The organism is Halomonas dongshanensis, assembly GCF_024790395.1.
Taxonomy (GTDB): Bacteria; Pseudomonadota; Gammaproteobacteria; order Pseudomonadales; family Halomonadaceae; genus Vreelandella; species Vreelandella dongshanensis.
In genome coordinates, this window is sequence record NZ_JAJISC010000001.1 from 390,335 (window position 1) to 403,433 (window position 13,099).

The window sequence follows — 13,099 nt, forward strand, 5'->3', positions numbered from 1 at the left end:
GTGACGCAGCGGGCGAAGGACTCACCCGCTGAGTGTTTATGCTGGCGCGGCGCGCCAAAGGCTCAGGCAGCGACGGTGCGGCGGCTGGCAAGCTCCACGGCTTGGTTCAGCGCTTCGATGAGGCTGCGCTCGTCGGCGATGCCTTTGCCGGCGATGTCGAAGGCGGTACCGTGATCCACCGAGGTGCGCACCACCGGCAGGCCAACGGTGACGTTGACGCCCGCTTCCAGGCCCATCACTTTCACTGGGCCGTGGCCCTGATCGTGGTACATGGCGACGACACAGTCGAAATCGCCGCGCCCGGCGCGGAAGAACAGCGTATCGGCGGGCAGCGGCCCTTCGACGTCCCAGCCGCGCTGGCGCAGTTCGTTGATGGCGGGCACGATCTTCTCGTCCTCTTCCCCGTAGCCGAACAGGCCGTTCTCACCGGCGTGCGGGTTGATGCCACAAACGGCGATGCGCGGGTTGTCGTTACCGGCGCGCGCCAGCGTCTCATGAGCGCGCTCGATGGTGCGCGTCACCAAGCCTGGGTTGATGCGAGCGATGGCGTCGATGATGCCAACGTGAGTGGTGACGTGGATCACCTTCATCTTCGGCGTCACCAGCATCATCGAGACTTCTTCGGTGCCGGTCAGATGAGCGAGCAGCTCCGTGTGGCCGGGGAAGATGTGCCCACCGGCGTGTAAGGCTTCCTTGTTCAGCGGGGCCGTGCAGATGGCGTCGAGTTCGCCCGCTTCGATCAGCTCCACCGTCTTGGCGATGTAGCGATACGCCGCATCACCAGCAACGCTCGATACCTTGCCCCAGGGTAGGTCGTCGGGAATCAATCCTAAGTCGATGCACTCGATTTGGCCACGCTTGAAGTGAGCGTCGGCAGGAGAGTCGACGGTATGCAGTTCCAGGGTCGAGCCGACGATCTCCATGGCCTTGCGCAGGCGACCGGCATCGCCAATGACGAGCGGACGACAAACGTCGTGAACGTCGTCGTGAGCCAGCGCCCTGACGATGACTTCAGGACCGATGCCAGCGGCATCGCCCATGGTAATACCGATAACGGGACGGTCGCTCATGAAAATTCCCTCTAGTTAGAATCAGTGGTCACGCGCTTGGCTGTGCCAGACGCGTTGAAAAGCGGTGTGGTCGCCGAACCCGCCAGCCTTGGTGATGACCTCGAGCGGCCCATGGGCGGTGGCGGCAGTCAGCCGCGCCATGCCGGTGTCGGGCGCATCGATCAAGCTGAGTTCGGTCACGTTGGCGGCGACGAGCAGGGCGCGCGCGGTGGCGCCGCCGGTGGCGATCAAGCGCTCGACGTTACCCAGTCGCGGGGCCAATAGCTGGGCGAGCGCTAGGCTTAGCGCCGGGCCCTCGGCGGCGTTGCGGTCGTCGCGCTGGCAAAGGCGCACCATGACGTCGCGCTTGGCCGCCAGCGCATCGTCGAGACGAGCCTCGAGTGCGCGCAGGATGCTGGGCGGCGCATCGGGGCGAAGGTCGGCGGCGTCGATGTCGATGAGCGCCAGCGTCTCGACGCTTTCCAGCAGGGTGTCCGCCTGGCGATGCGAAACGGCGCTCATGCTGCCGATGACGATCAGGGTATGCGGCGTCGCGCTGGGCTTGGCGCTCACCACGCCTTTACCCGCAAGCCCGAGGGCGGCGGGTAGATGCTCACCCAGGCCCGCTGAGCCAACCCAAAAAACGTCTTCGAGCTTGGCGCTGAGCGCGGCCAACCGGGCGAGATCGTCATCGCGTTCGGCGTCGCAAACCAGCGCCTGGATGCCGTTTTGCTGATGAGCATGGAGCACGGCCAGCACGCGTGCATCGTCGTCGCGCAGCGTGGCGAGATCCAGCTGCGCGGTCTTCAAGGCGCTAGCTTCAAGCATTTCGACCAGATCGGCCCGCCCGCGAATGCCCTCGTTGGTCCACACCTCGGTCTCTTCGACCGGCGTGCCGTTGAGATACTGACGCCCGCCCAGCGTCGTGCGGCCGGTGGCCGGGTAGGCGGGCGCGACGATGGCCATGCCCGCCGCCGTGAGACTGGCGATTTCGGCGGCGACGTTGCCGCGCAGGGTCGAATCCACTTTCTTGAACAGAAAGCGGAAACGCCCCTGCCAGTTGGCAAGGGCCTGGCGGTGGCGTGTGGCGGCCTCGGCGCGGTCACAGCCGCGCGAGTCCAGATCGATGGCGACGGCCTCGGCCCCTTCGGCCCCCGCCGTGCCCAGCACGACGGCGGTCGCAAGCCCTGCACGGGTGCAGCCGACGGCAGAGTCGGCCGTACCCGTTAGGTCATCGGCAATGATCAGCAGCTGTGCCAGGGGCGAATCAACGCTCGACACGGTCGTAGACCTTCAGCGCCTGCTTGAGCTTCTCAAGGGCCTCGGGCGTGAGCGCTTGAACCGGCGAACGCGCGGGGCCAGCGGGCATGCCGAGCAGGGTCGCAGCGGTCTTGAGTACGCTTGGCATGGTGCCGAGGGCAAAGGCGTTACGCAGCGGGCGCAGCTTCTCTTGGGCTTCGCGTGCGGTTTCGAAATCGCCCGCTTTCCAGGCGTTCCAGATGGTCATGACCACGTCCGGTACGGCGTTGGTGGTCGCCGCCACGGCACCGTCGCCACCGGCCATCAGCGTCCACAGGATCATCGAGTCGGTGCCGGTGAATACGGCGAAGTCGTCACGACGCAGACGAATCAGCTGTACCAGACGGTCGAAGTCGCCGCCGCTGTCCTTGATCGCGCGGATGTTGGGGATCTCGGAGAGCTTGGCGACGCTATCGATGGTCAGCGTTACGCCTGCTTTGGCCGGGATGGTGTAGAGCAGAATCGGCAGCGTCGTGGCTTCGGCGATGCGCTGGTAGTGCAGGATCAGCTCGGCTTGGGTGGCACCGTTGAAGTAGGGGGTGATGATCGACAAGCCATCGACGCCCACTTCTTCCATGCGACGGTTGAGCTCGATGACGCTGCGCGTGGTGTAACCACCGGTACCGGCGTAGACGGGGACGCGGCCAGCGGCTTGATCCTTGACGATGGTCGCCACGCGCACTTTCTCGTCATCGGTCAGCGAGAAGAATTCACCGTTGGTGCCCAGAGCGAAGAGGCCATGCACGCCTTTCTTGATCAACGTCTCCGTGAGCTCGCGCAGCCCCTGCTCGTCGATCTCTTCGTGCTCGTCCAGGGGGGTGATTAGCGCGGGTACGATGCCACGGAATTCGAAATTGCTCATGCGGGCCTCCAGAAAGGCGGTGAATGATCGGTTTGATGAGTATGCGCACTAAAATGATCGAATCGAGCATATTTGGCAAGCTATACCATCGTCTAGTGAGCAAAAAACGTGGATTCACCGCATCGAACCGTCGGATCGTGAGCTAAGCAGGCGTGGAGAGCGAAAAGCGCGCACGGAAAAGCACTGCCGAAGTGATCAAAGCGATCAATCCAGCAGTGCCAAGAGCAGGATGTATTAGGGCTGGCGGGTGGAGCGGGTCTGTTCCCAGGCGTTGAGAACCAGGCGTTGCACCTGGTCGATGCTGCGCCCATGGGCACGCGCTAGGCGCGCGACGTCTTCGTATTCAGCGCTCACGCGAACGAGGTGGCCATTCAGATAGCCGAGTTTGACGTTTGCGGTGCCAAGCTCGGTGGTCACCTCTTCGAAGCGGCGCACGAGGATACGGCGGCTGGCTGCAGAGCGGCGCACACCGAAGGTTGGCAGCGTCTTCAGCAAGCAGTGCTCGAGCGCATCGGCGCGTTCGGGAGTGGCGAGCACGCTGACCAGCACGCCAGGGCGCGACTTTTTCATACCGATCGGCGTATGAAAAACGTCCAGCGCGCCTTCTGCCAACAGCGTTTCTAACGCAAAGCCGAGCTGCTCGCCGGTGGTGTCGTCGAGCTGACACTCCAGGACGGTAATGTGCTCGCGGTCGGCATCTTCCTCTTCTGGCGGGGCCAGGCGCACTGCGCGCAGAACGTTGGGGTGGGCGAACTCACGATTGCCCGCGCCGTACCCAATGGCCAGCGGTGTGCCCTGCGGCGTAGGCGTGAAACGCTCGACCAGTACCTTGAGCAGCGCCGCGCCCGTTGGGGTCGTCAGCTCGCCCTGAGCATCGAAGGAGGAGAGCGGTATGCCCTTGAGCAGTTCCAGGGTGGCCGGCGCGGGGATGGGGAAGTTGCCGTGGGCCATGTCAACGACACCATGGCCGACCGGCACGGGCGTCGCCGTGATGGTATCGATATCCAACGCTTCCAGCGCCAGGCAGACACCGATGATATCGATGATCGAGTCCATCGCCCCCACTTCGTGCAGATGGACTGCTTGCGGCGGCAGATCGTGGATGCGGCCTTCGGCCTCGGCGATGGCGCTAAAGATGGCCGTGGCGCGCTGCTTCACACGGGGGGGGAGATGGGAGGCGGCGAGCATGGCGAGAATGTCGCCTGCCAGGCGCTGCGGGTGCCCATGGTCATGGCCGTGTGAGTGATCGTGCGAGTGGCTGTGTGCATGGTCATGTGAGTGGTCATGCGAATGGCCATGCGAATGGCTGTGCGAATGCGTGTGCGAGTGCTCATGCGTTGTGTGGTACTGCGCCAAGCCCTCGGGAGCGGGTTCGGGCGCCTGTGCCAGCGTGATGTTGAGCAGGCGCGCGCGAATGGCGCAGCGCATCACGTTCTGAGTGGAGAGCGAGAAGTCGTCCAGCGGAAGTTTGCGCAGCTCCGCGCTGATGGCGTCGAGGTCGGCGCCGAGGTCTACCAGCGCGGCGAGCAGCATGTCGCCAGCAATGCCAAAGGTGCAGTCGATGTGAAGCGTCGGCGTCACGGGCATATCCAGTTAGGTGGGGAGGGAGAAACTAGCTGGGGGCTCGGCCGGGCCGCGCTCGACCAGCGTTAGAATACGCGCTGCCTGCCACGCTGCACCGAAGCCGTTATCGATATTGACCACGCTCATACCCGTCGCGCAGCCAGAGAGCATACCCAGTAGCGCGGTAATGCCGTTCAAACTCGCGCCATAGCCAATCGACGTTGGCACCGCGATGACCGGATTGCGCACCAAGCCCGTCACCACGCTGGGCAGCGCGCCCTCCATACCAGCGACGACGATCACCACATCGGCGCGTGCCAGCGCCTCGCGGTGTGCCAGCAAGCGGTCGATGCCCGCCACGCCGACGTCGCTCAAGCGGGCGACAGGCGCTCCGAGCCACTCGAGCGTCTGTGCGGCCTCCTCGGCCACGGGCAGGTCGGAGGTGCCTGCGCAGACCACCGCCACGGTACCTTTCAGCGTTTCGGGCGCGCGGCCCCACCACATCAGCCGCGAACGCGGATCGTAGTGGCCGCTAGGCTGTTCGCTGGCGACCTCTTCGGCCTTGGAGGCATCCAGGCGGGTGACCAGGGCTCGCGCGTGGCGTTCGACCAGGCGCGCCACGATGGCGGCGATCTGGGCGGCGCTCTTGCCTTCGCCATAGACCACTTCGGGCACACCGTTGCGCGCCTCGCGGGCGTGGTCGACCTGAGCAAACCCAAGATGGCCGATGGGTTCGAGCGGTGGACGTTCACTCATAGGGCGCGTCTCCAGTGGTGGGGTCGAGAAGGCGGTTCATACTGCCGCTGCGATAGCCAGCGAGATCTAGAGTCACCCAGGCGAAGCCGAGGGCAGTGAGCTCATCCACCAGACGCTGATGGTGCGCTAGCGCCACCGCCATCTCTTCGGGGTCGAGTTCGATACGTGCCAGCTCGCCGTGGTGGCGTACGCGCACCTGCCGAACCCCCAGCGCCCGCACGCGGCGCTCGGCTTCGGCCACGCGTTCGAGCTTTTCGAGCGTAATGGTTTCGCCGTAGGCGATGCGCGATGAGAGGCAAGCAAGCGAGGGCTTGTTCCAAGTGGGGAGGCCCATGGCCTGGGACAGTGTTCGAATTTCGGCCTTGTAGAGCCCGACTTCATGTAGCGGCCCGCGTACGCCGTGCTGGCGTGCGGCGAGCGTGCCGGGGCGGTGCTCGCCATCGTCGTCGGCAATCAAACCGAACACGATGTTGTTCAAGCCCGCCTCGCGCATGACCGGCGCCAAATGCGTGAACAGCCCCGATTTGCAGTAGAAACAGCGATTGGCATCGTTCTCGGCGTAGCCAGGAATGGCCAATTCGGAAACTTCTATGACGCGGTGCTTGGCGTTCAGACGCTCGGCCAACGCCCGCGCCGCATCAAGCTCTTCAAAGGGGTAGGATTCGGAATCGGCAATGACGGCCAGCACGCGTTCGCGTCCCAACGTCTCCAGGGCCACCGCGAGCAGAAAGGTGCTATCGACACCGCCGGAGAACGCCACCACCACATCACCCATGTCGCGCAGGGTCTGGCGCAGGTGGTCGAGCTTGAGCTCCAACGCTTGCCCTTCGGCAACGTTCGCCGTGAGCGCCACGCTTGGCGAAGGGGACGGCGCTGGGGCGGCGTCAATGGCAATGGCAGCTATTCGCTCGACATCGGTGTCCCAATTCATTGGCGCGCTCCTCGGCAAAGGGGCAGCGATTATGCCAGCACTGCGATTGGAATAGAAAGTCGTCCCGGCGTGAGGCGGGTAGCGTTATGATCGTCCGCCATCCCGTGAATGCCACTGCCCACTGGTGATCGACGACCATGACGCTACTCGACAAGCGCGCGCTTTATTTGCTCGAAATCGGCAGCTGCGGAGGCATTCGGGCGGCCGCCGAGCATCTGCACGTCAACCCCTCGGTAGTGAGCCGACAGGTGCGCAGCCTGGAGCGTGATCTCAACATGGCACTGCTCGAACGCCACGGTCGCCACGTACGTTTGACCGAAGCGGGGCAGCTAGTGGTCGAGGGGTTTCTGGCCCAGCGGCGCCTCAACGCAGAGCTTGGTGATACGCTCTCGCGGCTGCGCAATCTACAGGCGGGGAAGGTGGTGGTATCGGTGGGCGACGGCTTCGTCGATAGCTTCATTACCTACGTGATGAAGCGCGTTGCCGAGCAGTACCCTGATGTCCTCATCGACATCAAGACGGGGATCTACTACCCCCGCGAGCCGCACGAAATGGTCGCCAACGACGAGGTCGACATGGCCATCACCTACGGCCCGATTTCGGACCCACGGCTGATCGTTCACTCGTTCGAGCGCGGGCCGCTGTGCGCGCTGGTGGCGCCTTCGCATCCGCTCGCTGAAAAGCGCTCGGTGACGCCGGATGAGCTGGTCATGCACAAGCTGATCTTTCTGCCCGACGTATCGGGCTCCCAGCAATTCGTCAATGCGCTGTTTGCCGCGAGTGGTCTACTGGCTACACCTGCCTACCGCTGCAATTTGCATTCGGTCGCTCGACGTTTGGCCTGCGCCGGGATCGGTGTGTCGTTCATGACCGCAGCGGCCGCGCGCGGTGAGATCGAAGAGGGGCTGCTACGTGCCATTCCCATTCGCCACCCGTTTGCCGAAAGCAGCCAGGGGAATCTGGTACGACGCGTCGGCAGAAGGCTCTCGCCCGCTGCCGACTATCTGTGGAAGCTGATGCTGACGATACGCTGATCAGCTGGCCATCATGTAGACGCCCGGCCCAATCTGCCAGCCCATCACCAGCCAGAACATCAGAAATGCCGACCAGGCAATCAAGAAGCCCAGCGCCAGCGGTAGCATGGTGGCCATCAGCGTGCCCAGGCCCATGTCGGGCTTGTAGCGCTGCATGTAAACCAGCGCTACCGAGAAGTACGGGCTCATGGGCGAGATGATGTTGGTGCTGGAGTCGCCGATGCGAAACATCGCCAGCACGAAGGCGGGGTCGAAATCGATCATCATCAACATGGGCACGAAGACCGGCGCCATGAGCGCCCACTGCGCCGAACCGCTGGTCATGAAGACGTTGAGCACTGCCGTCATGACGATGAAGGCGCCCACCAGGGGAAGCCCGGTGAACCCCGTGCTTTGCAGCACGTTCGAGCCCTCGATGGCGATGAACTGCCCCAACTGTGACCAGCCGAAGTAGGCGATGAACTGCGAAATGGCGAAGAACAGCACCAGCGTCGGTGCAAGGTCGCTGGCGGCTTCCGCCATGCGCTGAGGCACGTCGCGGCTGCTTGTGATCTTGCCGGTGGCGATGCCGTAGGTCAGGCCGATGGTGACGAAGTAGCCGAACATCAGCGGCACCAGCGAGCGCAGAAACGGCGAGGGAATCAGCCCACCCTCGGGGTTACGCAGCGGCGATGCCTCCGGCAGTACGGCCAGCAGCACCAGCGCCAGATAGACCAAGGTCGCCACACCCACGAGCTTGAGACCACGTTTCTCGGCCTTGCTGAGCTCAGGGGCGACCTCGTCACTCTTGAACTCCTTGCTCATCGGCAGCGTGCGCTGCAGCCGGGGCTCCACCACCTTGTCGATCAATAGCGTACCGACGATGGCCAACACGAAGACCGAGCAGGCCACGAAGTAGTAGTTGTCCACCGGTGAGATGTAAGCATCGGGGTCGACGATGCGCGCCGCCTCGGTGGTGATACCGGCAAACAGCGCATCACCCACGGTGATGAAGAGACTGGCATCGAAGCCTGCACCTGCGGCCGCGTAGGCCGCCGCAGCCCCGGCAATCGGATGGCGCCCCACCGAGTGGTAGACCATGGCCGCCAGCGGAATCAGGATGAGATAGTTGGCATCCGAGGCGATGCTGCCGCAAATACCCGCGAGAAAGACGCAGAACGTCAACAGCGACGGCGGCGCCTTAGCCACGCTGACCTGCATCAGCGTCGACATCAGCCCCACCTTGTCGGCCAGGCCAATGCCGAACATGACGACCAAAATGAGCCCCAGTGGCGGGAAGTTGACGAAGTTGCTGACCACGCTCGTCAGCATGAACTCAAGCCCGGGCCCCGAAAGCAGGCTTCTAACATAGACGTCTTCGCCGGTTTGTGGGTTCGACGCCGCAATGCCCAGAAGCGAAAGCAGGGCGGAGGCAACGATCACCATCACGGCAAGAACGGTGAAGAGAATGAACGGATGAGGAAGCTTGTTCCCCATGCGCTCGATGGAGGAGAGCATGGATGGCATAAGAAAATCCTTTGTTTTTAGTTAATTATTGAGTCATTCGATGGGTGATGGGGAAAGCGGCCTCGGCCTTTCGCCAAGGTGGGGCCACTATCGAGGCATTTAGGCGTTGCGCGCCAGCACGCCCTTGGCCAGGGCTACGAACATGCCGGCCGCTATCGGCAGAATGTCGTCGTTGAAGTCGTAGTGCTCGTTGTGCAGATAGGCGCTGTCGCCGTTGCCGACGAAGAAGAAGCAGCCCGGTACCTTCTGCAGGTAGAAGGCAAAATCCTCCGCGCCCATGGTCGGCATGTAATCGAGCTTCTGGATGTCGTCGCTGACGCCGTGTTCGGCGGCTAAGGCAAGTACCCGGTCGGACCAGTCAGCGTCATTGAGCAGCGGCGGAATCTGGTGCTTGTGCTCCAGGGTGTAGTGGGCGCCGTGGGCCTCGCAGACACCCTTGATCACGCGCTCCAGCTGGCCCGCCAAGGCATCACGCGACGAGGGGCGGTCGCTGCGAATGTTGACCAAAAGCTCGGCTTTGCCAGGAATCACGTTGGCGGCGTCACCGGCATGGAAGGAGGAGACCGTGATCACGCCCGACTCCAGCGGTGATTTGTGGCGCGCTACCAGGCCCTGCAGTTGCTGCACCACCGAGGTGGCGACGTAGATGGCATCGACGGCCAGATGAGGCATGGCCGCGTGGCCGGAGACGCCTTCGATGGTGACCTTGAAGGTATCGTTGCCGCCCATTGCCGAGCCGGGTTTGACGAACAGCTGCCCCGCCGGAAAGCCGGGGCGGTTGTGATAACCGAACACGGCCTCGACCCGCGGGTCGTCCAGCACCCCGGCTTTGACCATCGCATCGGCGCCGTTGCCGCCCTCTTCGGCTGGCTGGAAGATCAGCTTGATGTAGCCACAAAGCTCCTCGCGCAGCGCCATGATCGCCTCGGCCGCGAGCAGCAGCGTCGCGGTATGGCCATCGTGACCGCAGGCATGCATGCGCCCTGGCCGCTTGGAGTGGTGGCCGAAGGTGTTGGCCTCGTCGATAGGTAGCGCATCCATATCGGCGCGCAGCGCAATGCAGGGGCCGGGGCGGCCGGTATCGAGCTCGCCCAGCACGCCCGTAGTGGCGATGCCTTCGGTCACCTTATAGCCCAAGGCAGCGAGCTTCTCGGCAACGAGCTTGGCGGTGGCTTTCTCTTCGTACATGAGCTCGGGCTGCTCATGCAATTGGTGACGCACGGCCTTGGCGTCGGCTATTTGTTGTTGGCTAAACATGTCCTGTCCTTCGTTATGGGTAGAGAACGCTTGCACGTTAACGCTACCCAAGACGACGCAGGAGAAAGAGAGCCAAAACGCGCCAGTTTGTTGCCTTTCGGGCAACGTTAGTTAAGAAGCGCTTCGAGGAATTGCATGCTCATCACCGCGTGCCTATTTTTAGGCAAACGTTTGGGGTTAGGCACGTGTTTAGGAGCCAGTACGGCATGAAAAACGACGCTCATACCATACAGAATACCCGGCGCTCTCTCTGGGCAGCGGTACTGGTGGGAATCGGCGTAATGGCCGCGCTCGACGAGATCGTTTTTCATCAGCTGTTGCAGTGGCACCACTTCTTCGACTTTTCCACGCCCGCCTTTGGTATCCTCTCCGATGGCCTATTACACGCGTTCGAACTGCTGGCCGTCGTGGTGGGGGTATTCTTGCTGCTCGATCTTTCCCAGCGCGGGTGGTTGCGCGTAGCTTGGGCAAAGGCAGGTTTCTTTCTGGGTATGGGCGGCTTTCAGCTCTTCGACGGCGTCATCAATCACAAGATCCTGCGGCTGCACCAGATTCGCTACGGAGTGGATCCGCTGATGTACGACCTGACCTGGAACGCCTTCGCCATCGGCTTTTTACTGATCGGCTTTTGGCTTTTACGCCGTGCCCGTAACGGGGCCAAACGCTAAATGCACTCCCATCAAGCGGCGCCGCTCGACTGGTTGCCTTTCTTGCTGGTCGTGCTGGTCACCTTCGAGTATCTAGCAGCGGCTTGGTTGCAGCGCGCCACTAGCGCGGGCTGGAGCCTCTGGCGCTGCGGATTTTTTCTATTAGGTAGCGCACTTTTGGCCATTGCGTTCTGGCCGTCGCTGATGCACTGGGCGCATGGCGATCTGGTCGGCCATATGACGCTGCATCTACTGATCGGCATGCTCGCGCCGCTGGCCTGGGTATTAGCCGCGCCTGTGACACTGCTTTTGCGAACGTTGCCCAGGATGTGGGCCAAGGCGGTGGTAGCGCTTCTACACCGCCGCTTTCTGCGCTTCGTTACCCATCCAATCACGGCGCTTTTACTCAATATCGGTGGCATGTACGTACTCTATTTGACGCCACTCTATGCGCTGTCGTTGCACAATACGGTGCTGCACTACGCTATCCACCTGCATTTTCTCCTCGCGGGTTATCTTTTCTGCTGGTCGATTCTCGCCGCGCCCGATGCCTCTATGCACAGGCTCTCGCTGCGTTTTCGCCTGGGCGTGCTGTTCGCCTCTATTGCCACCCATAGTCTGCTCGGCAAGCTGATGTATGCAGAAGGCTTTCCCCGCGGCACAGGCCACGGTCTCGACGAGATACAGGCCGCCGCGCAGCTGATGTACTACGGCGGTGACCTGGCCGAGATGCTATTGGCAGTGGTGCTGTTGACGCTGTGGCTGCGCCGACCGGTGGAGCGGCGCGAGCGTCTGTTTTTCGCCGTCGATTAATTCATGTCTGCATGATGCTGCGATGCCAGTAGCGCCCGCCCTTTGGCCTGGTACGCCTTCATCTCCTCTCTAGGCACCATGGCGCCGCCGGTGGCCCAGGCGAGGTGGGTGGCGCTTTGCCAATAGGCTTGGCGCTCTGGGGCGCTGTGACGGGCGAGGTAGGCAAAGCCGGGTAGGCCTGCAACGGCGGAGGGTTCGAGCCCTAGTCCTTCGCTCTCTTCGATTAGCGCGACCAGGGCGTAGAGGTGGTCGTCGCTTACCGTGTAGATGCCGTCGAGCCAGGGTTCGATCACCTTGCCGACGAAGGCGGAGGCGCGCCCTACGGCAAGGCCATCGGCGCAGGTGCGGTTATCGAGGCCGATATCCTGCACGCTGATGGCGTTGTGACGCCCGGTGTGCATACCCAGCAGCATGCAGGGGGAGGGTGTGGGTTCGGCGAAGAAGCAGTGCACGGTGTCGCCGAACACGTGCTTGAGGCCAAAGGCGATACCGCCAGGGCCGCCGCCTACGCCGCAGGGCAGGTGAACGACGAGCGGGTGATCGGCATCGACGAGTACGCCCTCGGCGTCGAGCTGTTGCTTCAGGCGTAGCGCTGCGACCGCGTAGCCAAGAAACAGCGTGGTCGAGTCTTCGTCGTCGACGAAGTGACAGCGCGGCGTCGCCAGCGCCTCTTCACGGCCTTGGGCGACTGCCACGCTGTAGTCGGAGGTGTGCTCGACGACCTGCACGCCCTTCTCGCGCAGCAGGGCTTTCTTCCAAGCGCGAGCGTCGGCGGACATATGCACCGTTACCTTGAACCCCAGCCGCGCGCTCAATATGCCGATGCTAAGCCCCAGGTTGCCGGTCGACCCGACCACCACCGAATGCTCGCGGAAAAGCGCACGAAAATCGGGCTCGTCGAAGCAGGCGTAGTCATCGACGCCTGCCAGCAGGCCATGCACTTGCGCCAGCTCTTCAGCGTAGGCCAGCACCTCATGAAAGCCGCCCCGAGCCTTGATCGAGCCGGAAACCGGCAGATGGCTATCGCACTTGATCCAGAGCGTGGGCAGGGGCGCGCCAAGCCACTGGGAGAGAGTCGTGGCGGCGGCGTTGGCGCGGCGCAAGGGGGATTCGATGATGCCGCCCGCCGCTGCCGTCTCGGGAAACGCCCGAGCGAGGTAAGGGGCAAAGCGTTCAAGACGCGCGGCGGCGGCGTGAATGTCGTCTAGCGATAGCGGCAGGGTATCGCGCACCTCGGCGAAGGGGCGGCGCTTGGGATTGAGCCACAATAGCTCCTCCCCCTTACTGAGCGCTGCAATGATAGGGTCTTGTGATAACTGCCCATCAGCCAGCGAAGGCGTAGTCATGGTGACGATCTCCAGTGCATAAAAAGCAACGCGCGG

General features: G+C 63.1%; 12 protein-coding genes. 3 read left to right on the plus strand and 9 right to left on the minus strand.

Annotated elements, in window-relative coordinates; all coding sequences use genetic code 11:
* Positions 1–62 precede the first annotated feature (62 nt).
* The 6 genes from pdxA to larE all read right to left on the minus strand — a co-directional run bounded on the left by pdxA (position 63) and on the right by larE (position 6,460).
* Positions 63–1,070, minus strand: coding sequence for a 4-hydroxythreonine-4-phosphate dehydrogenase PdxA (pdxA, locus tag LLY24_RS01835; RefSeq protein ID WP_259034555.1), 1,008 nt, complete (start codon positions 1,068–1,070; stop codon positions 63–65).
* Between the two features lie 21 nt (positions 1,071–1,091).
* Positions 1,092–2,330, minus strand: coding sequence for a four-carbon acid sugar kinase family protein (locus LLY24_RS01840; protein WP_259034556.1), 1,239 nt, complete (start codon positions 2,328–2,330; stop codon positions 1,092–1,094).
* Positions 2,317–3,210 carry a 4-hydroxy-tetrahydrodipicolinate synthase gene (dapA, locus tag LLY24_RS01845; RefSeq protein WP_259034557.1) on the minus strand — a complete coding sequence of 298 codons (894 nt, stop codon included), beginning with the start codon at positions 3,208–3,210 and terminating at the stop codon, positions 2,317–2,319. Before dapA ends, LLY24_RS01840 begins: the two co-directional genes overlap by 14 nt.
* Positions 3,211–3,444: 234 nt before the next feature.
* A complete protein-coding gene (larC, locus tag LLY24_RS01850) occupies positions 3,445–4,791 on the minus strand; it encodes a nickel pincer cofactor biosynthesis protein LarC (protein ID WP_259034558.1) in 1,347 nt (448 codons plus the stop codon).
* A 12-nt stretch (positions 4,792–4,803) separates the two neighbouring features.
* Positions 4,804–5,529 (minus strand): nickel pincer cofactor biosynthesis protein LarB, encoded by a 726-nt coding sequence (gene larB / locus LLY24_RS01855; RefSeq protein ID WP_259034559.1) that lies wholly within the window; start codon positions 5,527–5,529, stop codon positions 4,804–4,806.
* The gene (gene larE / locus LLY24_RS01860) at positions 5,522–6,460 is read right to left on the minus strand and encodes an ATP-dependent sacrificial sulfur transferase LarE (protein ID WP_259034560.1); all 939 of its coding nucleotides are present in this window, start codon (positions 6,458–6,460) and stop codon (positions 5,522–5,524) included. Before larE ends, larB begins: the two co-directional genes overlap by 8 nt.
* A gap of 137 nt (positions 6,461–6,597) precedes the next feature.
* Between larE and LLY24_RS01865 the strand changes: the two genes are divergently transcribed.
* A complete protein-coding gene (locus LLY24_RS01865) occupies positions 6,598–7,494 on the plus strand; it encodes a LysR family transcriptional regulator (protein ID WP_259034561.1) in 897 nt (298 codons plus the stop codon).
* Here the strand turns inward: LLY24_RS01865 and LLY24_RS01870 are convergent, their stop codons facing one another.
* On the minus strand, positions 7,495–9,000 hold the full coding sequence (locus LLY24_RS01870; protein ID WP_259034562.1) for an AbgT family transporter: 1,506 nt from the start codon (positions 8,998–9,000) through the stop codon (positions 7,495–7,497).
* Positions 9,001–9,099: 99 nt separating this feature from the next.
* Positions 9,100–10,257: a M20 metallopeptidase family protein gene (locus tag LLY24_RS01875; protein WP_259034563.1), complete on the minus strand. Its 1,158-nt coding sequence runs from the start codon at positions 10,255–10,257 to the stop codon at positions 9,100–9,102.
* Positions 10,258–10,463: 206 nt separating this feature from the next.
* Between LLY24_RS01875 and LLY24_RS01880 the strand changes: the two genes are divergently transcribed.
* Together LLY24_RS01880 and LLY24_RS01885 are read left to right on the plus strand one after the other, a co-directional pair.
* Positions 10,464–10,925: a DUF2243 domain-containing protein gene (locus LLY24_RS01880; protein ID WP_259034564.1), complete on the plus strand. Its 462-nt coding sequence runs from the start codon at positions 10,464–10,466 to the stop codon at positions 10,923–10,925.
* Positions 10,926–11,717 (plus strand): cytochrome c oxidase assembly protein, encoded by a 792-nt coding sequence (locus LLY24_RS01885; RefSeq protein WP_259034565.1) that lies wholly within the window; start codon positions 10,926–10,928, stop codon positions 11,715–11,717.
* On the opposite strand, the gene dsdA is transcribed toward LLY24_RS01885, so the two are convergent.
* A complete protein-coding gene (gene dsdA, locus LLY24_RS01890; RefSeq protein ID WP_259034566.1) occupies positions 11,714–13,063 on the minus strand; it encodes a D-serine ammonia-lyase in 1,350 nt (449 codons plus the stop codon). The two genes, LLY24_RS01885 and dsdA, sit on opposite strands and share 4 nt — an antisense overlap.
* Positions 13,064–13,099: the final 36 nt, after the last annotated feature.

Coding starts and splice junctions, on each gene's coding strand:
- pdxA (WP_259034555.1), bottom strand. CDS start 1,070: ATGAGCGACCGTCCCGTTATCGGTATTACCATGGGCGATGCCGCTGGC.
- dapA (WP_259034557.1), bottom strand. CDS start 3,210: ATGAGCAATTTCGAATTCCGTGGCATCGTACCCGCGCTAATCACCCCC.
- larB (WP_259034559.1), bottom strand. CDS start 5,529: ATGAGTGAACGTCCACCGCTCGAACCCATCGGCCATCTTGGGTTTGCT.
- larE (WP_259034560.1), bottom strand. CDS start 6,460: ATGAATTGGGACACCGATGTCGAGCGAATAGCTGCCATTGCCATTGAC.
- LLY24_RS01865 (WP_259034561.1), top strand. CDS start 6,598: ATGACGCTACTCGACAAGCGCGCGCTTTATTTGCTCGAAATCGGCAGC.
- LLY24_RS01870 (WP_259034562.1), bottom strand. CDS start 9,000: ATGCCATCCATGCTCTCCTCCATCGAGCGCATGGGGAACAAGCTTCCT.
- LLY24_RS01875 (WP_259034563.1), bottom strand. CDS start 10,257: ATGTTTAGCCAACAACAAATAGCCGACGCCAAGGCCGTGCGTCACCAA.
- LLY24_RS01880 (WP_259034564.1), top strand. CDS start 10,464: ATGAAAAACGACGCTCATACCATACAGAATACCCGGCGCTCTCTCTGG.
- LLY24_RS01885 (WP_259034565.1), top strand. CDS start 10,926: ATGCACTCCCATCAAGCGGCGCCGCTCGACTGGTTGCCTTTCTTGCTG.
- dsdA (WP_259034566.1), bottom strand. CDS start 13,063: ATGACTACGCCTTCGCTGGCTGATGGGCAGTTATCACAAGACCCTATC.